At 40.3% G+C, this 22,209-nt stretch carries 22 protein-coding genes and 1 other annotated feature; of the genes, 5 read left to right on the top strand and 17 right to left on the bottom strand.

Annotated elements, in window-relative coordinates:
• The first annotated feature begins 10 nt into the window (after positions 1-10).
• Complete coding sequence (locus IEU81_RS04120) at positions 11-1,021, top strand: cation diffusion facilitator family transporter (RefSeq protein ID WP_186090807.1); 1,011 nt, start codon at positions 11-13, stop codon at positions 1,019-1,021.
• A 37-nt stretch (positions 1,022-1,058) separates the two neighbouring features.
• Here the strand turns inward: IEU81_RS04120 and IEU81_RS04125 are convergent, their stop codons facing one another.
• Together IEU81_RS04125 and IEU81_RS04130 are read right to left on the bottom strand one after the other, a co-directional pair.
• Positions 1,059-2,246: an FtsW/RodA/SpoVE family cell cycle protein gene (locus IEU81_RS04125; protein WP_186090414.1), complete on the bottom strand. Its 1,188-nt coding sequence runs from the start codon at positions 2,244-2,246 to the stop codon at positions 1,059-1,061.
• Positions 2,247-2,285: 39 nt separating this feature from the next.
• Complete coding sequence (locus tag IEU81_RS04130; RefSeq protein WP_373867769.1) at positions 2,286-2,558, bottom strand: Fpa/YlaN family protein; 273 nt, start codon at positions 2,556-2,558, stop codon at positions 2,286-2,288.
• A gap of 174 nt (positions 2,559-2,732) precedes the next feature.
• Between IEU81_RS04130 and IEU81_RS04135 the strand changes: the two genes are divergently transcribed.
• Positions 2,733-3,218: a hypothetical protein gene (locus IEU81_RS04135; RefSeq protein WP_092595197.1), complete on the top strand. Its 486-nt coding sequence runs from the start codon at positions 2,733-2,735 to the stop codon at positions 3,216-3,218.
• 49 nt (positions 3,219-3,267) lie between these two features.
• On the opposite strand, the gene IEU81_RS04140 is transcribed toward IEU81_RS04135, so the two are convergent.
• Together IEU81_RS04140 and typA are read right to left on the bottom strand one after the other, a co-directional pair.
• On the bottom strand, positions 3,268-3,642 hold the full coding sequence (locus IEU81_RS04140; RefSeq protein WP_231957169.1) for a YlaH-like family protein: 375 nt from the start codon (positions 3,640-3,642) through the stop codon (positions 3,268-3,270).
• A 24-nt stretch (positions 3,643-3,666) separates the two neighbouring features.
• Positions 3,667-5,493 (bottom strand): translational GTPase TypA, encoded by a 1,827-nt coding sequence (typA, locus tag IEU81_RS04145; RefSeq protein ID WP_092595192.1) that lies wholly within the window; start codon positions 5,491-5,493, stop codon positions 3,667-3,669.
• 136 nt (positions 5,494-5,629) lie between these two features.
• Between typA and IEU81_RS04150 the strand changes: the two genes are divergently transcribed.
• Both IEU81_RS04150 and IEU81_RS04155 read left to right on the top strand, forming a co-directional pair.
• Entirely contained in the window at positions 5,630-5,821 is a 192-nt protein-coding gene (locus tag IEU81_RS04150) for a DUF5325 family protein (RefSeq protein WP_092595190.1), read from the top strand.
• 166 nt (positions 5,822-5,987) lie between these two features.
• Positions 5,988-6,548, top strand: a complete 561-nt coding sequence (locus tag IEU81_RS04155; RefSeq protein WP_092595188.1) for a hypothetical protein — start codon at positions 5,988-5,990, stop codon at positions 6,546-6,548.
• Between the two features lie 310 nt (positions 6,549-6,858).
• On the opposite strand, the gene IEU81_RS04160 is transcribed toward IEU81_RS04155, so the two are convergent.
• Positions 6,859-7,671: an inositol monophosphatase family protein gene (locus IEU81_RS04160; protein WP_186090418.1), complete on the bottom strand. Its 813-nt coding sequence runs from the start codon at positions 7,669-7,671 to the stop codon at positions 6,859-6,861.
• 78 nt (positions 7,672-7,749) lie between these two features.
• Here IEU81_RS04160 and IEU81_RS04165 point away from each other — a divergent pair, with 78 nt between their 5' ends.
• Positions 7,750-8,364 (top strand): YktB family protein, encoded by a 615-nt coding sequence (locus tag IEU81_RS04165; protein WP_186090419.1) that lies wholly within the window; start codon positions 7,750-7,752, stop codon positions 8,362-8,364.
• Between the two features lie 63 nt (positions 8,365-8,427).
• Here IEU81_RS04165 and ilvA read toward each other — a convergent pair whose 3' ends face one another.
• The 12 genes from ilvA to IEU81_RS04225 all read right to left on the bottom strand — a co-directional run bounded on the left by ilvA (position 8,428) and on the right by IEU81_RS04225 (position 22,186).
• The gene (gene ilvA, locus IEU81_RS04170; protein WP_186090421.1) at positions 8,428-9,405 is read right to left on the bottom strand and encodes a threonine ammonia-lyase; all 978 of its coding nucleotides are present in this window, start codon (positions 9,403-9,405) and stop codon (positions 8,428-8,430) included.
• Positions 9,406-9,428: 23 nt separating this feature from the next.
• Positions 9,429-10,025: a 3-isopropylmalate dehydratase small subunit gene (leuD, locus tag IEU81_RS04175; protein ID WP_186090423.1), complete on the bottom strand. Its 597-nt coding sequence runs from the start codon at positions 10,023-10,025 to the stop codon at positions 9,429-9,431.
• An 11-nt stretch (positions 10,026-10,036) separates the two neighbouring features.
• Positions 10,037-11,449 (bottom strand): 3-isopropylmalate dehydratase large subunit, encoded by a 1,413-nt coding sequence (gene leuC / locus IEU81_RS04180; protein WP_186090424.1) that lies wholly within the window; start codon positions 11,447-11,449, stop codon positions 10,037-10,039.
• 22 nt (positions 11,450-11,471) lie between these two features.
• Entirely contained in the window at positions 11,472-12,530 is a 1,059-nt protein-coding gene (gene leuB, locus IEU81_RS04185; protein WP_186090426.1) for a 3-isopropylmalate dehydrogenase, read from the bottom strand.
• Positions 12,531-12,545: 15 nt separating this feature from the next.
• Positions 12,546-14,102: a 2-isopropylmalate synthase gene (locus IEU81_RS04190; protein ID WP_186090808.1), complete on the bottom strand. Its 1,557-nt coding sequence runs from the start codon at positions 14,100-14,102 to the stop codon at positions 12,546-12,548.
• 38 nt (positions 14,103-14,140) lie between these two features.
• Entirely contained in the window at positions 14,141-15,139 is a 999-nt protein-coding gene (ilvC, locus tag IEU81_RS04195) for a ketol-acid reductoisomerase (protein ID WP_186090428.1), read from the bottom strand.
• 34 nt (positions 15,140-15,173) lie between these two features.
• Entirely contained in the window at positions 15,174-15,689 is a 516-nt protein-coding gene (ilvN, locus tag IEU81_RS04200; protein ID WP_092595170.1) for an acetolactate synthase small subunit, read from the bottom strand.
• Positions 15,677-17,407: a biosynthetic-type acetolactate synthase large subunit gene (ilvB, locus tag IEU81_RS04205; RefSeq protein ID WP_186090429.1), complete on the bottom strand. Its 1,731-nt coding sequence runs from the start codon at positions 17,405-17,407 to the stop codon at positions 15,677-15,679. Before ilvB ends, ilvN begins: the two co-directional genes overlap by 13 nt.
• A 72-nt stretch (positions 17,408-17,479) precedes the next feature.
• Positions 17,480-17,719 (bottom strand) — a binding site (T-box leader).
• A 270-nt stretch (positions 17,720-17,989) separates the two neighbouring features.
• Positions 17,990-19,702 (bottom strand): dihydroxy-acid dehydratase, encoded by a 1,713-nt coding sequence (gene ilvD, locus IEU81_RS04210; protein WP_092595166.1) that lies wholly within the window; start codon positions 19,700-19,702, stop codon positions 17,990-17,992.
• A 38-nt stretch (positions 19,703-19,740) separates the two neighbouring features.
• Entirely contained in the window at positions 19,741-20,724 is a 984-nt protein-coding gene (locus IEU81_RS04215) for a bile acid:sodium symporter family protein (RefSeq protein WP_092595164.1), read from the bottom strand.
• A gap of 242 nt (positions 20,725-20,966) precedes the next feature.
• On the bottom strand, positions 20,967-21,842 hold the full coding sequence (locus IEU81_RS04220; RefSeq protein ID WP_186090431.1) for a DUF4064 domain-containing protein: 876 nt from the start codon (positions 21,840-21,842) through the stop codon (positions 20,967-20,969).
• A 68-nt stretch (positions 21,843-21,910) separates the two neighbouring features.
• A complete protein-coding gene (locus IEU81_RS04225) occupies positions 21,911-22,186 on the bottom strand; it encodes a UPF0223 family protein (protein ID WP_092595160.1) in 276 nt (91 codons plus the stop codon).
• Positions 22,187-22,209 lie beyond the last annotated feature (23 nt).

Genomic DNA, 22,209 nt, shown 5'->3' on the forward strand with positions numbered 1-22,209 from the left:
AGTGATTGTATTGAAAGATATTTTCGTCTTATTAAAAAAAGGCAGCATGGCTTCTTTAACTGCTGCCATCGTTAACTTTATTTTGGCAGGCTTGAAAGGCGCCGCATTTTTATTAACAGCAAACGTCGCAATGTTTGCAGAAATGATGCACTCTTTAGGGGATGCTATTAACCAAGTCTTTGTTTTTATCGGCTCAAGCCTGTCAAAAAAAGCACCGACTGAGCGTTTCCCTTTCGGCTTTGGACGGCTGGTCAATCTCGTCTGTCTGTTCGCCATCGTTATTGTCGGTATACTGTCTTACGAAACGCTGATGGAGGGAATTCATCATATTATCGAGCCGCTGCCCGTCAATCCAGATACAACGATGCTGCTGATTAATATTGGTGTGCTTGCTGTCGCTGCAGTACTTGAATCCTTTGTTCTCTATAAGGCCGGAAAAGAATTGCTCCAGCAGGCAGAACAGCCTCATGACGGGATTAAGCCTCTGACACTGAGCTTTAAACATATGAACAGAGCAAAACCGGCAACAAAACTTGTATTTTTAGAAGATACCGTTGCAACTCTGGGTGCCGTGCTTGCGATTATTGCTATACTGATTGGCCGTTTTACTGGATTTGCCCAATCTGAAGGTATTGCTTCAGTACTAATTGGATTAATGATGTTCTATATCGTTTATAAAGTATTTATGGAAAATGCAGCCGGCGTACTTGGTGAAAGCGATCCGCATATGGAACAGCGGATTTCCCAAATTGTTTTAAGACATGATGATATTAAAGACATTCAAAAATTATTTGTGCTTAAAGAAGGCGATGCATTGCACGTAGAAGTTGTCGCCGAGGTTTCACCTGACTTAACGGTTGATTACACTAATGAATTACGCGATAAAATAGAAGCACTGATTTTAAAACAGAGTCATGTTGCCGACGTCAATATGGAGTTCGAAGTCGATGACGGCAATCGTTCATGGCCTAAAACCCAAGATCAGCTAGACACAAAATCTAGACAAAAAGAACGTTTTTAGATAGAAAAAAGGATTGCCAAGTATTCGGCAATCCTTTTTAAATCCCTCTATTTTTCAACTCTATTTCTTTTTGTTTCACGTGTTTTGCTGCGATAACAAGCAAGCCTATCGCAATAGACACACTAAGGAATGAAGATCCCCCGTAGCTTAATAACGGCAATGGCACACCCGTTAACGGAATAATTTTTGAAATCCCGCCAATATTTATAAACACCTGCATCGTAATGTACATCGCTACCCCGATACAAATAATTCTATAAAATGTATCCGTTGAACGGTGAGCATACGTTAACGCTTTAATGATAATAATCAGATACAGCGCTATGATGACAAGTACACCGATCAGACCAAGCTCTTCTGCAATAACAGCCATAATAAAGTCTGTATGCGGTTCCGGCAAATAACCAAGTTTGATGACTCCGTTCCCGATACCGGTTCCGAACAAACCGCCATTAGAAATTGCAATCAGCGAGTTCGTCAGCTGATAACCTGTTCCCATCGGATCACTGAAAGGATGGAAGAATGTATCAATACGGTGCATTTGATAGGCTGACAAAACAGAGCCTGTTGCCAAATATCTGATACCCGCAACCATGCCCATTGCCAGTACTCCAATTAAAGCAGACCAGCCTAATATTTTAAATGGAATCCTTACATATAAAAACATGCTCAGTATAATTGCAGCAATAACCATCCACGTTCCCATATCATTTATCATGACAAGTCCCGACACAATCAAGATAAATACCAGCGGGAATATGCTGGAGTAATCATCGTTGCTGATACGTTTTTCGCGCCTTGAATATATGTAAGCCAAATATAAAATGGCAACTACTTTAAAGAATTCTGATGACTGGAGACCGAATGGTCCAAAACTGATCCAGTTCCGCTGACCGTTTACTTCGGTACCAAAAAACATAGTAATTAAAAGCAGAATGATAATACCGATCAGCATAATCAGCTGAACACCTTTCATTTTGAAAAAGTTTCCGCTCATAAAGTAAGTCATAAAAAAGACCAAAGCGAAACCTAAGATGATAAACATCAGGTGTCTGATATAGTAATGTTCAGAGTTCCCTTCATTCATCTGAGCCGGCACCATACTAGCACTGTATACCATAACCAGACCGATCAGCGACAGTGCAACATATGCGATAAGTATTAAAAAATCTACGTACTTTGAATATGATTTTACATAGTGAAAGAAATTTTTTATAAATTGCACGTCTGGTCCCTCATTTAAAAAAGTCTAAAGAAATATTCTTTAGACTCGATTCTTTTCTCTTTCCATATATGCTTCGTGTACTTTAGATACTTCAACTTCAAGGTGATCCAAAATAGCACGTCCATCTTGTGCGTCAACTAAGCCAAGTCTTACTGCAAAATTTATCTCTTTCGATAAGCCGAACATTTGAGTATCCAGAACTTCTTCAAATACAGGACACTGGGGCATCGTTAAATTTTCCATTTGAACTTCGATTAGTTGGAGAATTCTGTCGGCGTCTTTGTCCAATTGTTCATAAGCAACTCTACTCATTTGTTTTTCAACAGACACGCGGTTCCCCCCTCGTTTACTCTTCATAAAATTTTATCTTAACACTCATGAAAAAGCAAGTAACATCATAAAATGCATTCTTAGTGATTCCTGATTTCTATTGTATAATTTTCGTATAAACTTTGCTATAATTTCTAATCAAAGGGAGCGATATAAATGATAATTCAACTTACCGGAAATGTACGGTATCAAATCACTTTGGATCCATCAACATGGATATTTGATGACCGTAAAATAATATTAGAAGATCTGCTGAGACAAACTGAAGATGGTGAAGAGATTACTTTCAATGACGAAACTGAATGGAATCGTCAAATTATCGAAGGTGAAACGAAACCGCCTACTTTAAAATCTGAGAAGAAACACAAGAAACGTGAACTTCTCGAAAATTCATTTGTGATCGGTCTCGCACCATTTTTAGAATATGCTGAGGCATACGATAATGAAGATGCAATCATTAAATTTGTACATAATGACGGAGAAACAGAATTGGCATATAAAGACCGCGAAACGTTTTATGCCCACTTCTCAAATAAAGGTAAACGCCTGCACGAGGACGGTCTATTTGATCTGCTGGTCGTCGATGAAGACGGCAGGGAACAAAATCGACTCGAATATGTTACTAAAATCGAATTTCAATAAAAAAAAGCTCCGGAAACTTTAATAATTAAAGTTTCCGGAGCTTTTTAACTTACTTTGCGGGCGGGCCTTTCGGCTGAGTAATATTTCCTTCTTTTCTTTCCTTATGCAGTCTATATCTGTAACCTGCCAGTACAATCGCAATGACGACCAGACATTCTGCTACAGGGTAAAAAGCACCAAAGAAAGTTAAGAATATTACACCGATAAACATCAGTATATAAATGACAACTGTTTGCCATAATTTAACTTTGCGGGCAAATCCCAGCTGGTAGACGATTGCACACAGTACGAATATCGTAATGAATAAATACCACATACCAGTCTCAGGATTAGAATCAAGACCGTATACTCTCCCGAAGAAAGTGAGTCGTTCTTGTAGATTAGTCCCACTTTGTGCGTTCAGGAGAATGAGAGGGTTAAACAACTGCCTCACTCCACTTCGCTATAATTACTTGCTTTTTTTATTGGCTTTTTCACGCGCATTTTTCTCTAGAATTTTTTTGCGCATACGGACTGTTTCTGGCGTAATCTCCACAAGTTCGTCCTCATTAATATATTCAAGTGCTTCTTCAAGTGTTAATGATCTTGGTTTTTTCATTGTTGTCGTCTGTTCTTTTGTTGCAGAACGGATGTTGTTGGCTGCTTTAACTTTAGTAATATTTACGCCAAGGTCATTTTCGCGTGAGTTTTCTCCGACGATCATACCTTCGTATACTTCAGTACCCGGTTCCATAAAGTTAGTTCCGCGTCCTTCTAAAGCAAGAATTGAGTATGTGCTTGCAGCACCTTTATCAATTGATACAAGTACACCATTTCTTCTGCCGCCGATACGGCCTTTAACTAGCGGACGGTATTCTTCAAAAGTATGGTTAATAATTCCGTAACCGCGTGTCAAAGACATGAATTCAGTACGGTAACCGATGAGACCGCGGGCAGGGATAAGGAATGTCAGGCGCGTCTGTCCATTGCCTGTCGTTACCATGTCGAGCATTTCACCTTTACGGGCCCCCATCGATTCGATAATGCTTCCTGTGTTCTCTTCGTGCACGTCGATTTGTACACGTTCGAATGGTTCGCATTTTACACCGTCAATTTCGCGTACGATAACTTCCGGTTTAGACACCTGGAGCTCAAAGCCTTCACGTCTCAAGTTTTCAATCAGGATTGATAAGTGAAGCTCGCCGCGTCCTGAAACTTTCCATGCATCCGGCTGATCCGTCGGATCTACACGCAGTGACACGTCAGTTTCTAATTGGAGCATTAAACGATCTTCAATTTTTCTTGCAGTGACGTGCTTACCTTCGCGGCCGGCGAATGGCGAGTTATTAACTGCAAATGTCATCTGAAGTGTCGGTTCATCTATGTGAAGAACCGGCAATGCTTCTTGAGCATCCGGAGGAGTGATTGTCTCTCCGACGTTAATGTCTTCCATACCGCTGATAGCGATTAAGTCTCCGGCTTTGGCACTGTCAATTTCAACTCGTGTCAGTCCTAAGAAACCAAAGATTTTTGAAACACGGAATTTTTTAATCGATCCGTCGAGTTTAATCAGTGATACAGTTTCACCGACGTTAATCGTTCCGCGGAATACGCGTCCGATACCGATACGGCCAACATAGTCGTTGTAATCCAGTAATGATACTTGGAATTGCAGCGGTTCGTCGCTGTTATCGACTGGCGCAGGCACATAGTCTAAAATCGTATCGTAGATAGACTGCATGTTTTCATCCTGTTCGCTTGGGTCTAAGCTTGCTGTACCGTTCATAGCTGATGCGTAAACAACCGGGAATTCCAGTTGTTCATCATTAGCATCTAATTCGATAAAGAGTTCAAGAACATCATCCACAACTTCTTCTGGACGTGCACTCGGTTTATCGATTTTGTTTACTACAACAACCGGTTTTAAGTTTTGTTCCAATGCTTTTTTAAGCACGAAACGCGTTTGAGGCATCGTACCCTCATAGGCATCGACAACGAGAATTACCCCGTCAACCATTTTCATAATACGTTCTACTTCTCCGCCGAAGTCAGCGTGTCCCGGTGTATCTAAGATATTAATACGCGTATCTTTATAATCGATCGCTGTATTTTTGGCAAGGATTGTAATCCCGCGCTCACGTTCTATATCATTTGAGTCCATGGCACGCTCTTCAACGTGTTCATTTTCACGAAAAATTCCAGACTGTCTTAACAGCTGGTCTACAAGCGTCGTTTTACCGTGGTCTACGTGTGCAATAATTGCAATGTTTCTAATATTTTCTCTCAGGTTCATCAAGAGGATTTTCCCTTCGTATATAGAGTATCTTTATAACCGTAACAGTATACCATAGTTTTTACCAATTTGAACAATCAAGATTTCAATTTTTATGATATAATTCGAAATAAGACAAATGACTTTTAGGGGAATACTTATGGAAAAGAAAAAATCAAAGGCTGTATTTTTCATACTTGCTGTATTGGCTGTGTTAATGATGATTGCATTTTCAGTCTTCATTGCTGAAGAGATGATTATCTTTGCAATCCTTACAGTCGCAGTGTTTATTGGTATATTCGGTGTCGGTTTTACACTGAAGAAAAAGTACCGTGAAAACGGCTGGCTGTAACTGCAATTTTCGCATAACTGCTTATTTATTATAACAGATTTCCTTTTATGTATTAACAAAAAAAGGAAATCTGTTATATTTTTTTGACTGTTTTTAAATTATCGTCTTTTGACGACAATTTCAGCCCGTTTAATAATGGACCTATCATTGTTAAAGGAGCTTATATATGAGACAAAAAAATGAGAAATTGAAAGTATATGAATTTTTATATAACCGTCTGCCTTTTAGCGATAACGAAACTGAAGAGTATGAAGCAATGCAGCGCATGGATTTACTGGAAGAGCATTTTGATTTATATCTTAGAAAGATCAATACAAAAAACATGGAACTCCACTGGCATTGTGAAGTGGTCGTCGGCACTGAGCACGAAATGATCAACGTGCTGATTGCAACCGAATACTGCTATTATTTGTTCGTTCTGCACGACTACTCAGGAGAACATTATATTAATCCGTTTAATATTTTAATCAACAAACAATACGAGGCTGTATATGATTTAAACCGTACAGCTAAAATCTATGATAAGTTCAAAGAGTCTCTGATTGATGAAGGCAGCTTCCAGCGTCCAATTATTATTAAACATGTCGTTATGAACGAGACATTCAAACTGGCAAAGCGGCCTTCCGATCAATTCCTGACACTTAAAAATCTGCCCTTTTATTTAAAAGCAATTGAACACAGTGCTGTAATTCGAAAAAAGCATCTGCGTCCGGACTTGCGGACTTAAAATACCGTGCGAAAGTCTCAAATAAAACTTTCAACGAGTTTTCATACGGTCTGAAATGCACCCATTGCAATCAATTCGAGCTTGCACTCTTAAGCGGCAAACTCTCACTCTGCGAGTCATGCCGCACTGTCCATAATATAGAAGTCCTCTTAAAAGCATATTTCGAGACACTGGATCTTTTAAATGTACCCATGTGCTTTACAAAAAAAGAAATTAAGCAGCATATCAATCTAACTCTTTCAAGCTACGCTTTAAACAAATATATTAGAAACTCATTTACAAAAACGTCTAGGCATTCCCAATATTATTATTATAAATTGTGAAAGTCATCATGAAAGTCATGGAGCGTTTTATCATTTTTAAAAAATTCGAGTATATCCAAATGGATCTCAGGATTGCCGCTTATTACGCTCGTCGTTCCAAGTAAAGGCAGTTCATTACCGTGTATATCCGTCGTTTTGTAACCTAGCTCACCAGTAATGATTTGCCCGCCTGTATAGTCCCAAGGATGAAGTTTAATAAAGAGCAGTGCGGCAATCTGTCCTTTTGCAAGCATAGCGAATTCCAAAGCTGCTGAGCCGTATGACCTTACACTTCTGGAAGCTGCCATAATATTAAAAAAGGAATCTTTCGTTGCTTCCCTCAAAATACGTTTCGGGTTTGTGGCAATCAGCGATTTACTCAACGGTTCATTTTTTGCATGAGCCAGCGGCTGATCATTTAAAAAAGCACCTTGTTTGTACTTAGCATGATATAAATCACGTTTCATGCAATCGTAAATTAAGCCGCAATATGGTTCACCATCAATGAAAACACCGATGGATATCGCAAAATTTTCTCCCTGATGCACGAAATTTAAAGTGCCGTCGATTGGATCGACAATCCAAATAACCCCTTTTGTATCAGTAATATTTTCGCCGTGACCCTCTTCACCGATAATACGGTGGTCCGGAAACTTTTCTTGTATTTCTGTATATAAAAACTGTTCAGTTTCTTTATCGACATCGGTAACCAGATCATTTGGATTAGATTTACTGTCGACCTTAAATTCTTTCGTCATGCGCGTTTCAACAAATTGCCCGGCTTTAACGATTAATTCTTTGCCAAAGTTATATATATCCATGAAAACACCTCAATCATTTGATTGCTAACCAACTTTATTTTATCATAAGAGAGACCTTTTGAAAGGAGCTCAACCTCTATGAAATATACATTTACACAAACTGACTTCGATGTTTTTAATATCGACGGCCTTGAAAACAGAATGGCAGCACTCATTCAGCATACGCGTCCTAAGCTGGAGGCGCTCGGTGAACATTTCAGCCGCTACATAACAGAAATGACCGGAGATGAAACGTTTGCTCATGTAGCAAAACATGCACGCCGGACGACGAATCCTCCGGATGATACATGGGTGGCTTTCAGTACCAATCCCCGCGGCTATAAAATGATGCCACATTTCCAGATTGGCTTATATAACAATCATGCCTTTTGCATGTACGGCATCATTTATGAATCTAAAGATAAACAGCGCCTGGCTGAAAACTGGCTGAAAAATATAGAAAAATTCGATAAACTGCCGCAGAACTATGAAATTTCACTCGATCATATGAAACCAGAAAAAACACCGCTCAGCGCGCTTAAAGAAGACGACCTTAAAAAAGGTCTGATTAGACTTCGAGACGTAAAAAAAGGTGAGTTTTTAGTTGGTAAAGTATATAAACCCGGTGACAAAGAATTAAGTTCTGATTCAGTATTTATCGAAGATCTGGAACAAGTTATGGAAAATCTCGTTCAGTTTTATCATCAAAATTAAACATTAGAAAAACAAAAAGCCGTAAATCAGTTGCCCTGGAAGACATCTGATTTACGGTCTTTTTTATAATACAGTAATTTTTTCTCTCGTTAACGTTTGATGATTAGACTTTAATGAAAGTTCCTGAATTTCACTCATTCTTCCCAAGTCTAAATTGCCTCCGCTGACGATAACGCCCGTATGCTCGGAATCAATTTTGTCATTAAATGCCAGCAATGCGGCCAGTGCGGTTGCACCTGCACCTTCGACTAATGATTTTGTACGCTCTAACAAATAGACCATTGCATAAGCAATTTGGCTTTCTGATACGCAATATATTTCATCGACATAATCTCTGACAACCTGCTGCGTTAATTGTCCGGGCTGTTTAACTGCAATACCTTCTGCTATAGTGCTGCAGCTGTCTAAAATAACATGATCGTCTTTGCTGTAATATGATTTAAACATCGACGGTGCATTTGCAGCCTGCACACCAATAACTTTAATAGAAGGTTTAATCATTTTTGCAGCGACTGCGATCCCGCTAATTAAACCGCCGCCGCCGATTGGAACAATAATCGTATCCAGATGAGGGATTTCTTCCAGCATTTCAATACCGATTGATCCCTGGCCAGCCATTATATCGTAATCATCAAATGGATGGACATAAGTCGCTCCGGTCAGTTTTTTATGTTCTAAAGAAGCTGTAAATGCTTCCTGGAAACTTTGACCCACGATTTTTACATCTGCCCCGTATCCTTTAGTTGCTTCTACTTTAGCTGATGGTGTTCCTTCAGGCATAAAAATCGTCGCTTTAGCACCTTTACTTTTAGCAGCCAGGGCAACCCCCTGGGCGTGATTGCCTGCAGAAGCAGTCACCACACCTGCAGCCAGTTCTTCAGCACTCAATTTTGACAGTTTGTACGACGCCCCCCTGTATTTAAAGGCACCCGTTTTCTGATGATTTTCCAATTTCATATATACATTTTTACCGGTCTTTTCGTTCGTCGTCTGTGAAGTGATCACAGGTGTTTTGTGCACTTTCCCCTGCAAGTATTCCATAGCATCTCTGACTAAATCATTATTTAACGAATTCCCAAAGAATCACGCTCCTCAAAAGCTGTTATTTTATCTTCATTTAATAAAGTTAATGCAATGTCATCCCACCCATTTATTAATTTTTCTTTATGATAGGCTGGGATGTCGAATTCAAACTTATCGCCATTGCTGTCCGTAATTTTCTGTTCTTCTAAATCAACGGATAAATAAAAATCTCCTGATTTCGCTTTGTTCTGCCAAGCTTCGATTTGTTCTTTTGGCATCTTGATTAAAATAATACCGTTTTTAAAAGCATTTGAATAAAATATATCTGCAAAGCCTGGTGCAATAATCACTTTATAGCCGTAATCAAGCAGTGCCCACGGCGCGTGTTCGCGTGATGATCCGCAGCCGAAGTTATCACCCGCAACAAGTATTGATGCACCATCAAATTTAGGATCATCCATATCAAAATTCTCACGTTTAGAGCCGTCTTCATTAAACCTCCAGTTATGGAAAACAAACTCTCCAAAACCCGTGCGTTCGATACGTTTTAAAAACTGTTTTGGGATAATCTGATCCGTATCGACATTGGAACGCTCAAGCGGATATACTTTTCCTTTATGTTCTGAAATTGCCTCCATTTGAATCCCTCCTAAGCCATGACTTGTTCCTGGTATTTTCTAACATCTACAAAACGTCCATTGATTGCTGCAGCCGCTGCCATTTCAGGGCTGACCAGATGCGTTCTGGCACCATTCCCCTGACGGCCTTCGAAGTTCCTGTTTGAACTCGATGCACAGCGTCCGCCGGCAGGTACTGTATCGTCATTCATCCCGAGACAGGCACTGCAGCCGGCATTACGCCATTCAAATCCTGCATCAATGAAGACTTTATCGATGCCAAGTGCCTCAGCTTCCTGTTTAACAAGGAAAGAACCTGGTACAACAATCGCCTTAACACCTTCTTTAACCCGGCTGCCTTTAATGATATCTGCAGCGCGCTGCAGATCAAGAACACGTGAGTTCGTACATGAACCGATAAATACATGATCGATTTCTATGTCCGTAATCGGCATACCTTCCTCAAGTCCCATATATTCCAAAGCACGTTTTGTTGAATCCTCATCTTGTGAACCGCTGATTGTCGGCGTTGCTGCACTGATAGGCACCACCATGCTTGGATTCGTCCCCCAGGATACTTGAGGTTCGATTTCTGAAGCATCAATTTCAATCGTCGAATCGTACTCAGCACCTTCATCTGTAGCAAGACTCAGCCATTCTTTCGACAGCGCTTCGAATGCTGCATTGTCTTTAGGAACATAACGGCGCCCTTTCAAAAATTCAACTGTAGTCTTGTCAGGTGAAATTAATCCGGCACGCGCCCCGCCTTCTATAGACATATTGCATACTGTCATACGGCCTTCCATTGTTAAATCACGAATGGCTTGCCCCGTATACTCCACCACGTGTCCAGTTCCAAAGTCCACACCGAATTTAGCGATGATTGCCAAAATCAGATCTTTTGCTGTTACACCAACGCCAAGTTCTCCAACAACTTTAACATTCATTGTTTTCGGTTTATTCTGAGTCAAAGTCTGTGTTGCAAAAACGTGCTCCACTTCACTTGTGCCGATACCAAAAGCAAGTGCCCCAAAAGCGCCGTGTGTTGAAGTATGGGAGTCACCGCAGACAATTGTTTTACCTGGCTGAGTCAATCCCAGCTGCGGGCCGATAATATGAACGATGCCCTGATCTGGATGATACATGTCTGCCAGTTTAATACCAAAGTCTGCACAATTTTGTTTCAAGGCATCCATTTGTTTCTGAGCAATTTTATCCTGCGGATTCTCTCTGTCTTTCGTCGGAACGTTGTGGTCCATCGTAGCAAACGTTAAATCCGGACGACGGACTTTTCTGTTATTTAAACGCAGTCCTTCAAAAGCCTGAGGGGAAGTCACTTCATGAATTAAGTGCTGGTCGATGTATAATAAATCAGGCTTGCCTGCTTCTTCATGAACGACATGCCGTTCCCAGATTTTTTCAATTATTGTTTTCTTCTGAGCCATGTTAATCTTCTCCTTTAACTTTTTATAAACTGCTGATAATTTTTTCTGTCATTTCCGTCGTCGTTAAATTTGTTCCGTTCTCAATATTAAGATCACTTGTTTTATAACCTGCTGCGAGGACTTCTTCAACCGCTTTTTCTATTGCAGCTGATTCCTCATTCATACCAAATGAATATCTAAGCATCATAGCAGCAGACAAAATCATTCCGATAGGATTCGCTTTGTTTTCATTTGCGATATCAGGCGCTGATCCGTGAATCGGTTCAAATAATCCGAGACCTTTATCATTAATGCTGGCAGATGGCAGAACACCCAGTGAGCCTGTAATGACAGAAGCTTCGTCACTTAAAATATCTCCAAAAAGATTTTCTGTAACGATGACATCAAAGTATGATGGATTCGTAATCAGTTTCATCGCTGCGGCATCAACAAGTTCATGTTCAACGGTGACATCCGGATATTCCGTGCTGATTTCATTTACTATTTCGCGCCACATACGGCTCGATTCAAGTACATTTGCTTTATCAACAGATGTTAAATGTTTTCTTCTGACACTTGCAGTGTCAAAAGCTTTTCTGACAATCCGCTCTATTTCACCGCGGGTATAAGTTAATGTATCAACAACACTTTGCCCGCCGTCGCGTCTTTCGCTCGGCTGCCCAAAGTACAAACCGCTTGTCAATTCTCTGACAATCATTAAATCACTGCCGTGAACGATACTCTGCTTCAAAGGTGATGATGATTCCAGTGAATTAAAAATTGTCACCGGCCGCAGATTTGCAAATAAATTAAAATGTTTGCGGATTTTCAATAATCCCTGCTCCGGCCGCAATTGCCCTCCGGCCCATTTGGGGCCGCCGACTGCACCAAGTAAAATTGCATCTGCCGCTTCACATGCTTCGATTGTTTGTTCAGGCAGCGGATCATTGAATTGATCAATGGCGTTCCCTCCAATGGCGTGCGACTCAGTTGTAAACTGATGACTGAATTTTTCACCGACAGCTTTAAGCACCGCTTCGGCTGACTGCATAATTTCCGGCCCGATACCATCTCCGGGAAGTGTTACTATATGTTTTTCCATCGCTGATTTCCCCTTTTATGCCTTCGCACGTTCAATAGTTTTCGCAGACTGTTCACTCATCAAATAACGGTTGACCGCATTAATATATGCGTTCGCTGATGCTGCGAGCACATCCTGCGCTGTACCGCGTCCTGAGAATTGATGATTATTAATTTTTAGCTGTACACGCGATTCAGCCAGTGCATCCTTGCCGCCGCCAACTGAACTGATTTGATAATCAAGAAGATTTGTCGATTCTGCAACCACTTCCTGTATTGCTTTATAAAGTGCTTCAACACTGCCGGAACCAGTTACTTCATGTGTGACCTGTGATTGATCAGGTGTCATAATCAATATGCTCGCTTTAGTCTGACCGTCCTGTTCATAATTCACTTCAAAATTTTCCAGAACATAGCGGGAAATATTTGAAGCATCTGTTTTAATTTCCATAATGATAGAATAAATATCGTCATCTGTAACTTCTTTTTTATGATCGGTTAAGGTTTTAAAACTGTTAAAAGCTTCTTTAAGTTCTTCATCGTTTAATTCAACTTTAAAAGATTTTACTTTATCTTTGAATGCGTGACGGCCGGAATGTTTACCGAGGAAGAGTGTGTTTGCAGAATCCGCTGACACCCCAACCAGTGCTGGAGAAATAATTTCATATGTTTTTGCATTTTTCAGCATGCCGTCCTGATGAATACCCGCTTCATGTGCATAAGCATTTCTGCCGATAATTGCTTTGTTAGGCTGAACAGGCATGCCTGTCAGTTTAGCAACAATATCGCTGGACCGTTTAATTTCCTGCAAATTTAAACTCGTTTTATAGGGATAAAAATCACCACGAATATGCAATGCTACAGCGATTTCTTCAAGTGCTGCATTCCCGGCGCGTTCGCCGATGCCATTAATAGAACATTCAATTTGAGTTGCACCGTTTTCAATCCCTGCAATTGAGTTTGCGACTGCCATGCCGAGATCATTATGACAGTGCGTTGACAGGATGGCCTGATCTATATTAGAAACATTATCAGAGATATATTTGAACATGTCTCCGTATTCTTTTGGAGTCGTATAGCCTACTGTATCCGGCAAGTTAATAATTGTCGCACCTGCTTCTATGACAGCTTCAATAATCTCTTTTAGAAATGGCAGTTCTGTGCGTGATGCATCTTCGGCTGACCATTCAACTTCTTTGAAAAGTGTTTTTGAATACTTCACCATGTCTACTGATGTGTCGATGACCTGCTGCTTATCCATCTTAAGTTTAAATTCTCGGTGAATCGGGCTCGTTGCTAAAAATATATGAATTCTGGGATTGGGTGTGTTTTTTAGCGCTTCGTAAGCACGGTCAATATCATGTTTTTTCGTTCTCGCCAGTGCAGTGACCGTCGACTGTGTAATCGTATCTGCTATAAGTTTTACAGATCGAAAATCACCTTCTGAAGAGGCTGGAAATCCCGCTTCTATAACATCTACACCGAGTCTTTCGAGCTGCTTGGCAATCTCCAGTTTCTCTTCTTTATTTAAATTGACACCAGGTGATTGCTCACCATCTCTCAGTGTTGTATCAAAAATTTTAATATCAGTTATATCAGTCATAATATCCGTCCTCTTCTTAAGTTTTTTAATTATCTGATTGGGTTTTTAACAAATGGCATCAGATCTCTAAGTTCTTGTCCAACTGCTGTAATCGGGTGTTTATATTCACTATTATTAATGGCGTTAAACTGAGGACGTCCAGCCTGATTTTCTAAAATCCAGCCTTTTGCAAACTGTCCATTTTGAATTTCTTTTAAAACGTCTCCCATACGTTCTTTAGTTTCTTCATTAATTACGCGGGGCCCGCTGACGAAGTCTCCCCATTGTGCTGTATCTGAAATTGAATAGCGCATATTTTCAAGTCCGCCTTCATACATTAAGTCGACGATCAGTTTTAATTCATGGAGACATTCGAAGTAGGCAACTTCAGGCTGATATCCTGCTTCTGTTAAAGTTTCAAATCCTGATTTAACAAGTGACGTTAATCCGCCGCAAAGTACTGCCTGCTCGCCGAAAAGATCTGTCTCTGTTTCTTCCTGGAACGTTGTTTCTAAAACGCCTGCCCGGGCAGCACCAATGCCTTGTGCATATGCTTTTGCAACATCTGCAGCTTTGCCGGTAACATCCTGGAATACTCCGTATAATGCAGGTACACCTGCTTCTTCCTGATAAGTACGTCTCACTAAGTGACCCGGTCCTTTAGGTGCAACTAAAAATACATCGATATTATCCGGCGGCACAATTTGGTTGTAATGAACGTTAAAACCATGTGCAAATGCCAGTGCACTATTTTCTTTCAGATTATCTTTGATTTCTGCCTCATATACTTTTTGCTGTCCTTCATCCGGCAGCAGCACCATCGTTACATCTGCATCTTTTACCGCCTCACCGACTGTTCTTACATCAAAGCCGTCCTCTTTTGCTTTATCAAAAGATTTCCCTTTTCTGAGGCCGACAACGACCTTATGCCCGCTGTCTCTTAAGTTTTGTGCGTGTGCATGCCCCTGTGAACCATAACCGATTACTGCGACTGTTTTTCCTTGTAAGCTCTCTGTGCTGATATCTTTATCATAATAAACTTTTGCCATAATTAAATTTCTCCCTTATATATGTTTTATGTTGTTAAACACTGAGTGTTTTTAAATCCTGAACGTTTTTTTGCTGTCCGCGTCGGAATGCAGTGACACCTGTTCTCGACAAATCTTTTATACCAAACGGTGACAGCAGTTCGATCAAAGCATCGACCTTATCAGGCTTCCCTGTCACTTCGATAATCAGAGAAGTTCTTGAGACATCGAGCACCCTCGCTCTAAAAGGTTCGATAATGCTTTGTACTTCGCCTCTGGTTGTATTATTCGCACCCACTTTAATCAGTGCAAGCTCTCTTGAAACAATTTTTGATTCGGTAATATCATCCACTTTTAAAATATCGATTTGTTTGTGGAGCTGCTTAGTCAGCTGCTCAGAGTTTTTATCTTTAGCAATATCGACAACAATTGTCATTTTTGATATTCCTTCAGTTTCTGCTGCTCCGACAGTGATACTTTCGATATTAAATCCTCTTTTGGCAAGCATCCCTGTAATACGGTTTAAAACACCGCTTGAATTTTGTACTGTCAATGTGATTACTCGCTGCATGGTCTCACTCCTATCATTTCATGATTCCCTTTGCCTGCTGGGACCATAGGATATACTAGATCTAGTTTTTCAACCCTTGCATCGATTAAAACCGGCTCATCAGATGTCAGAATATCTTTTAGTTCATCGTCAATTTCATCTTCTGAAGTATATCTGACTGATTTTATACCGAAACTTTCGCCGAGCTTCACAAAGTCTGGATTTGTCTGCATCAGTGATTCTGAATAGCGTTCATCGTAAAATTTTTCCTGCCACTGTCTGACCATACCGAGTGCTTCATTATTTACAACGATGACTTTTACCGGCAGGTTGTACTGTTTTAATGTTGCAAGCTCCTGCATTGTCATTTGGAAGCCGCCGTCTCCGACGATAGCAACGACATTTTTATTCGGAAAGGCCAGCTGTGCTCCGATTGCCGCCGGCAGTCCAAAGCCCATTGTGCCAAGGCCGCCTGAAGTGACAAAGTGATTTGGCTGATTAAATTTATAAAATTGTGCACTCCACATCTGATGCTGGCCGACATCTGTCGTTACAATTGCATTTCCTTCAGTTACTTTGTATACCTGTTCGATAAACCATTGCGGAGAAATCAATTCTTTCGTTCTGTCATACCATAATGGATTTTCTTCTTTATCCTGCTGGGTTTTATGAATCCAGCTGTCAATAGCTTTCATATCGCAATGTCCCTGGTTAATTAGCTCCAGTGCTTCTTTTACATCAGCTACGACCGGAATTTGAGTTGGAATGTTTTTTCCAATCTCAGCAGGATCGATATCAATATGTGCAATTTTTGCATGAGGCGCAAAATCACTTATCTTTCCAGTTAATCTATCATCAAATCTCGCTCCGAAGTTTATTAGTAAATCTGCATCGTGTACTGCCATATTCGCTGCATAAGTCCCGTGCATTCCTGCCATTCCAAGGAAATTTTTATCATCCGCATTGAAGGCTCCAAGTCCCAGTAAAGTTGAAACTACCGGGAGATTGTAACGGCCAACAAATGTACGAAGTTCCTCTGATGCATTAGCAAATTGGATTCCGGCACCGGTTAAGACTACCGGACGTTCTGATTTTTCAAGTGCTTCAAGTAATCTATTGATTTGCAGCGGGTTCGGTTTTGTTGTTGGCTGATAGCCTGGAAGACGAATCTCATCATTTTCAGCCGTTTCTGCTGCTGCTTCTGAAATATTTTTTGGAATATCTACAACAACCGGTCCCGGTCTGCCTGTAGAAGCAATATGAAAGGCTTCTTTGACGATGCGTTTTAAATCCTTTACATCCGTCACTTGATAATTATGTTTTGTTACCGGTGTAGTTAAACCAATAACATCTGCTTCCTGAAATGCGTCTGTACCGATGACTTTCGAAGAAACCTGCCCTGTAAAAGCGACAATCGGCAGTGAATCCATCATAGCGTCAGTGATACCGGTAATCAGATTAGTCGCACCCGGTCCGCTTGTCGCGATTACTACACCGGGTTTACTGCTCACTCTTGCATAGCCTTCAGCTGCATGTATCAGACCTTGTTCATGTCTGCAGAGAATGTGTTTGAATGAACTCTCATGTCTGTACAGCGCGTCGTAAATCGGCAGTACTGCACCGCCCGGGTAACCAAATACAGTATCAACGTCCTGTTCTGCCAAAGCTTCAACTAATAAGTCAGCACCTGTTTTTATATTCTCAGCAGTTTCTTCTGAGTGTTCAACTTCAACCTTCATACTTTTTCCTCCTTACCAGCATAAACTGAAATAAAAAAAAGCTCTTTTTCCCTAAAGATCATATAGTAATGACCTTGGGGAGAAAAGAGCCTTTCACGGTACCACCCAAATTCGTATGCATCTTCAGATACATACCTCTGCAACTGGCATTGCCAGTTAAAAATGAATAACGAGTTTTAACCCGTCCCTGCCTACTTGATTCAGCCGGGCACTCAGGGATGAGATTCTAAGCCGCTATATTCTGAGTTCGCACCAAGCACTCAGTCTCTGAAAAATATTTTGCGGCGTCGACGTTCCCTTCAACGCTTTAAGTTCCAATATTTGAATTGTTAGATTATTTAATTTTCTTAATGAATGTATAATACCCCGCTATTTCAACAAAAGCAACCATAAAAATCGAATTATTTTAAATTATCTAACATTTCAGATAATGTAATCGTTTACAACGCTGATATATACGCTTCTTATATAATCAATGTTTTTTATTAACTTTTTACACTTTTATAATAATCTCTTCACGCCGATAAATAAAAAAATCCGTAAACAGGATCCTTAATCAGAATCCAATTTACGGAGCATCTGTTATTTTTTATTCGGCAAGTCATCTCTGTTAAAGAAATCAGTAATCGCACCTTTAGATGACGATGATACCATATGTGCGTATTTACCTAGCACACCTTTGGTATGAAGTGGAGGCAATACAAGTTTTTTGCGTCTTTTTTCCAGGTCTGCGTCAGAGACATTAAACGACAATTCTTTCTTATCCTGATCAATCGTTACAATATCACCTGTTTTAATTAATGCCACGTTGCCCGCGTCCTGAGCTTCCGGGGCAATATGACCGACGACCAGTCCGTGCGTCCCCCCGCTGAATCGTCCATCGGTTAAGAGTGCAACATCTTCTCCAAGGCCTTTACCTACGATAAGGCTTGATAAGGAAAGCATTTCCGGCATTCCCGGTCCCCCTTTTGGACCAACATAACGGACAATGACCACGTCGCCTTTAACGATGTCATTAGCCATAACCGCTTCAATCGCTTCCTGCTCGTTATCAAATACTTTTGCCTCACCGACATGGCGTCTGACTTTAACACCTGAAACTTTAGCAACCGCACCTTCGGGTGCAAGGTTTCCTTTTAAGACGATTAATGGGCCGTCTGCACGTTTTGGATTTTCAAGCGGCATAATTACATCCTGCCCCGGTGATAAATGGTCGACTTCTGCCAAGTTCTCAGCAATCGTTTTACCAGTTACCGTCAGACAATCGCCGTGGATATATCCTTTTTCATGAAGATATTTCATTACACCCTGAACACCGCCAACATTAAACAGATCCTGGAACACATATTTACCAGATGGTTTTAAATCGGCCAAATGAGGCACTTTTTCCTGGAATTCATTGAAATCTTCAATCGATAATTCAACTTCTGCAGCATGCGCAATCGCAAGGAGATGCAAGATCGCATTCGTTGATCCACCAAGAGCTAATACTACAGTAATTGCATTCTCAAATGCTTCACGTGTTAAAATGTCCCTCGGATAAATTTCTTTTTCTAAAAGATTGAGTACTGCTTTCCCCGCTTCATATACATCCTGTTCTTTTTCTTTAGTTACTGCAGGATTAGAAGCAGAACCAGGCAAGCTTAGTCCCATTGCTTCAATAGCTGCTGCCATTGTATTCGCTGTGTACATTCCACCGCAGGCACCAGGGCCGGGACAGGCAGCACATTCTACTTTTTTCAGTTCATTATCTGAAATATCTCCGTTGTTCCATTTGCCGACACCTTCAAAAACAGATACCAGGTCAATATCTTTACCTTCATGGCGTCCCGGAGCTATCGTACCGCCGTAAACAAATACAGCTGGAACATTCGTATTGGCAATCGCAATTGCACATCCGGGCATATTTTTATCACAGCCGCCAATCGCAACGAAAGAATCAAAATTCTGACCTGCAACCATCGTTTCAATAGAATCCGCAATAATATCGCGTGACGGCAGCGAGAAGCGCATACCAGGAGTTCCCATAGCAATACCGTCCGCTACCGTAATCGTATTAAACTGTACCGGAACACCGCCTGCTTCTGATACACCTTCTTTGGCAAATTGCGCCAAATCATTTAAATGCACGTTACATGGTGTTGTTTCTGCCCAGTTGCTGACAACACCGACTTGAGGTTTTTTAAAGTTTTCATCGTTAAAGCCTACTGCACGGAGCATTGCTCTGTTAGGTGCTTTTAAGCCGATATCATCATATACATGAGAACGAATTCTTATATCTTTTTTTTCTGTCATAATAAATCCCGCCTTTTGATTATTTATTAATTCTCTTTTTAAGTTTCACTGGTATTAACTTTGGACTCTTTTGAATTTGTTTCTTCGACATGTTCATCTTTACCAAGCTTGCTCAGCCAGTTTGCAATAATCGATCCGGATATATTGTGCCACACACTGAAAACTGCACCCGGCACTGCTGCGATTGGTGAGAAATGAGTCGCAGCAAGAGTAGCCGCCAGACCTGAGTTCTGCATACCGACTTCAATCGATAATGTTTTTGAATCTTTAAGATCAAATCTGAACAGTCTCCCCAGTAAAAATCCGACCAAATAGCCGAGTAAATTATGAAGTATAACGACAGCAAAGATTAACAGTCCTGTCGACGCAATATTTTCAACATTTGTTGAAACAACAGCTGTCACTACACCTATAATACCAACAACTGAAATAAGCGGCAGTACATCCACTGCTTTATCAACATGAGTACCGAGCAGGTATTGTACTGCCACACCTAATGCAATCGGAATCAGGACTATTTGTATTATTGATATAAACATAGATGAAAACGAAACAGGCAGCCAGGCGCTAGCCAGCAGCAGAGTTAAGGCCGGAGTAATTACTGGTGCTAATATAGTTGATACAGCCGTAGCTGTTACAGATAAAGCCATGTTTCCTTTTGCCAGAAAAGTCATGACATTACTTGAAGTTCCGCCGGGTGAACAACCGACCAGAATAACACCAATAGCAATTTCTGCCGGCAGTTGGAACAAGTATACTAGTCCTAACGCAATGAGCGGCATAATCGTATATTGTGCAACCACTAAAGTTATCACTTCTTTAGGAGCAGTAATGACTTGTTTAAAGTCTTTTAATTTTAATGTCAGCCCCATGCCGAACATAATTATTCCAAGCATTAGACTTATGTATGGAGCAAGCCATGTAAATCCGCCAGGTACTGCAAATGACAAGACAGCAAATATTATGACCCAAATACCAAACGTATTACCTAAAAACGTACTCAATCTTATTAATGCATTCACATGTACAACCTCCATATTCTCTTTATTAATTAAGTTATAAGAGGTATCATATCAGATTTTCAAAAAATATAGAACATGAATATTTGATTATTTAATAAATTCAGATAACTATGTATGAATATAATATGTCATTCACTTGATTCTATCGCTTTGTTATCGTTTACAAATTCTTTAATTTTTTTGTGTAAATTTCCATAAAATAAAAAAGCTGAAGGGGTAGCCTCCAGCTTTTTGTAAAAATATTAACTTCTGTTTCTGCGGTCGACATTATCTCGTCTTGTTTGAGAAGGATCTTCCATCACAGAATCATTCACATTATCAAATTCAGTTTCACTACTGCGTTTATAATCATTATTTCTAGTATCCGCAGTATTATCTACGATTTTTACATCGTCAGTGTCATCGATACGGTTAAACTGGCGCGTGCTTTCAATATCATCATTGCGAACTGAATCCGCATCATTATAACCATATTCACTATCGTTACTCTGACGTATTTTAACATCGTCTTCTCTGTCAGTCATTTGGCGGTGCTGGCCGCTGTCGCTGACTGCATTGTTTCTCTGATTGCGGTCTTTACTGTTTGTATAAGCGTCTCTGTTATTATTTAAGTCATTTGCATGATTTCTCTCGTCATAAGTGTTATCGTCACGCGGACTTTCATTTTTAATTACGAGATCTTTACGAGCAAACAGCAGAATTGCTGCAATTACAAAAAACAGTGATGAAATCAATGTTACACCTAATGGTGCTGCAAGTATTGCTGCAATCAGCAGCAGTATACCAGAGAGAATTCTGCGTTTCATATTCAATAGACCCAGAATTGCTACGATAAGCGGCAATACCAAGTACAGTGCAACCATCCATGTATTGCCCAGCATAGAAATAGTCAAGTCAATCACTGCCTGCGGATCCGCACCTTGCAGATTCATACCTGCCATTTCTGCTTCCATCTGTGCAGTCAGGTCATCAATCATCGCTGAATCATTCATAGTAACTAATGAGAAAAACAAAATACCTGCTGTAATTAATAATAAGATAATCCAGCCAAACCAACCGAATATTTTTTCGGCAATGCGGCTGACAGGTTTAACAGTCTGTGTGTATTCTTTTGCCATAATAAGCCTCCTAAATTGTCTTTATAAATTAATACCCATAGTTGCATAAGTTTAATCAATTTAGGCAATTACGGTTTAATAATATCTGCAGCTTCTGCAGTTTTAAGCTGTTTAATCAACAAATACGGTACATAGCCGCTGGCTTTTTCATATTCTTTAAACATTTTCTTTTCTTCGGATTTTGACGGGACAATTTCTTTGAAATCATTGTATGCTTCTTCAAATTTCCCAGCCAGCACCCCTTCTTCATAACCGATCTCAACTGCCTGATAAAAAGACATGACATGCAAAATTTCTTCCGTAGTCCAGTCAGAATCCAGCGGATAAGAGTATTCTTCATTCATAATATATACCTCCACATAAAATA

The sequence above is a fragment of the Jeotgalicoccus aerolatus genome (assembly GCF_014635205.1).
Lineage (GTDB): Bacteria > Bacillota > Bacilli > Staphylococcales > Salinicoccaceae > Jeotgalicoccus > Jeotgalicoccus aerolatus.

What these genes read in the sequence shown, in the direction of transcription:
- IEU81_RS04130 (WP_373867769.1), bottom strand. Translation starts at nt 2,558, where the DNA reads ATGAGTAGAGTTGCTTATGAACAATTGGACAAAGACGCCGACAGAATT.
- IEU81_RS04135 (WP_092595197.1), top strand. Translation starts at nt 2,733, where the DNA reads ATGATAATTCAACTTACCGGAAATGTACGGTATCAAATCACTTTGGAT.
- IEU81_RS04150 (WP_092595190.1), top strand. Translation starts at nt 5,630, where the DNA reads ATGGAAAAGAAAAAATCAAAGGCTGTATTTTTCATACTTGCTGTATTG.
- IEU81_RS04155 (WP_092595188.1), top strand. Translation starts at nt 5,988, where the DNA reads ATGAGACAAAAAAATGAGAAATTGAAAGTATATGAATTTTTATATAAC.
- IEU81_RS04160 (WP_186090418.1), bottom strand. Translation starts at nt 7,671, where the DNA reads ATGGATATATATAACTTTGGCAAAGAATTAATCGTTAAAGCCGGGCAA.
- IEU81_RS04165 (WP_186090419.1), top strand. Translation starts at nt 7,750, where the DNA reads ATGAAATATACATTTACACAAACTGACTTCGATGTTTTTAATATCGAC.
- ilvA (WP_186090421.1), bottom strand. Translation starts at nt 9,405, where the DNA reads ATGGAATACTTGCAGGGGAAAGTGCACAAAACACCTGTGATCACTTCA.
- leuD (WP_186090423.1), bottom strand. Translation starts at nt 10,025, where the DNA reads ATGGAGGCAATTTCAGAACATAAAGGAAAAGTATATCCGCTTGAGCGT.
- leuC (WP_186090424.1), bottom strand. Translation starts at nt 11,449, where the DNA reads ATGGCTCAGAAGAAAACAATAATTGAAAAAATCTGGGAACGGCATGTC.
- leuB (WP_186090426.1), bottom strand. Translation starts at nt 12,530, where the DNA reads ATGGAAAAACATATAGTAACACTTCCCGGAGATGGTATCGGGCCGGAA.
- ilvC (WP_186090428.1), bottom strand. Translation starts at nt 15,139, where the DNA reads ATGGCAAAAGTTTATTATGATAAAGATATCAGCACAGAGAGCTTACAA.
- ilvN (WP_092595170.1), bottom strand. Translation starts at nt 15,689, where the DNA reads ATGCAGCGAGTAATCACATTGACAGTACAAAATTCAAGCGGTGTTTTA.
- ilvB (WP_186090429.1), bottom strand. Translation starts at nt 17,407, where the DNA reads ATGAAGGTTGAAGTTGAACACTCAGAAGAAACTGCTGAGAATATAAAA.
- ilvD (WP_092595166.1), bottom strand. Translation starts at nt 19,702, where the DNA reads ATGACAGAAAAAAAAGATATAAGAATTCGTTCTCATGTATATGATGAT.
- IEU81_RS04220 (WP_186090431.1), bottom strand. Translation starts at nt 21,842, where the DNA reads ATGGCAAAAGAATACACACAGACTGTTAAACCTGTCAGCCGCATTGCC.
- IEU81_RS04225 (WP_092595160.1), bottom strand. Translation starts at nt 22,186, where the DNA reads ATGAATGAAGAATACTCTTATCCGCTGGATTCTGACTGGACTACGGAA.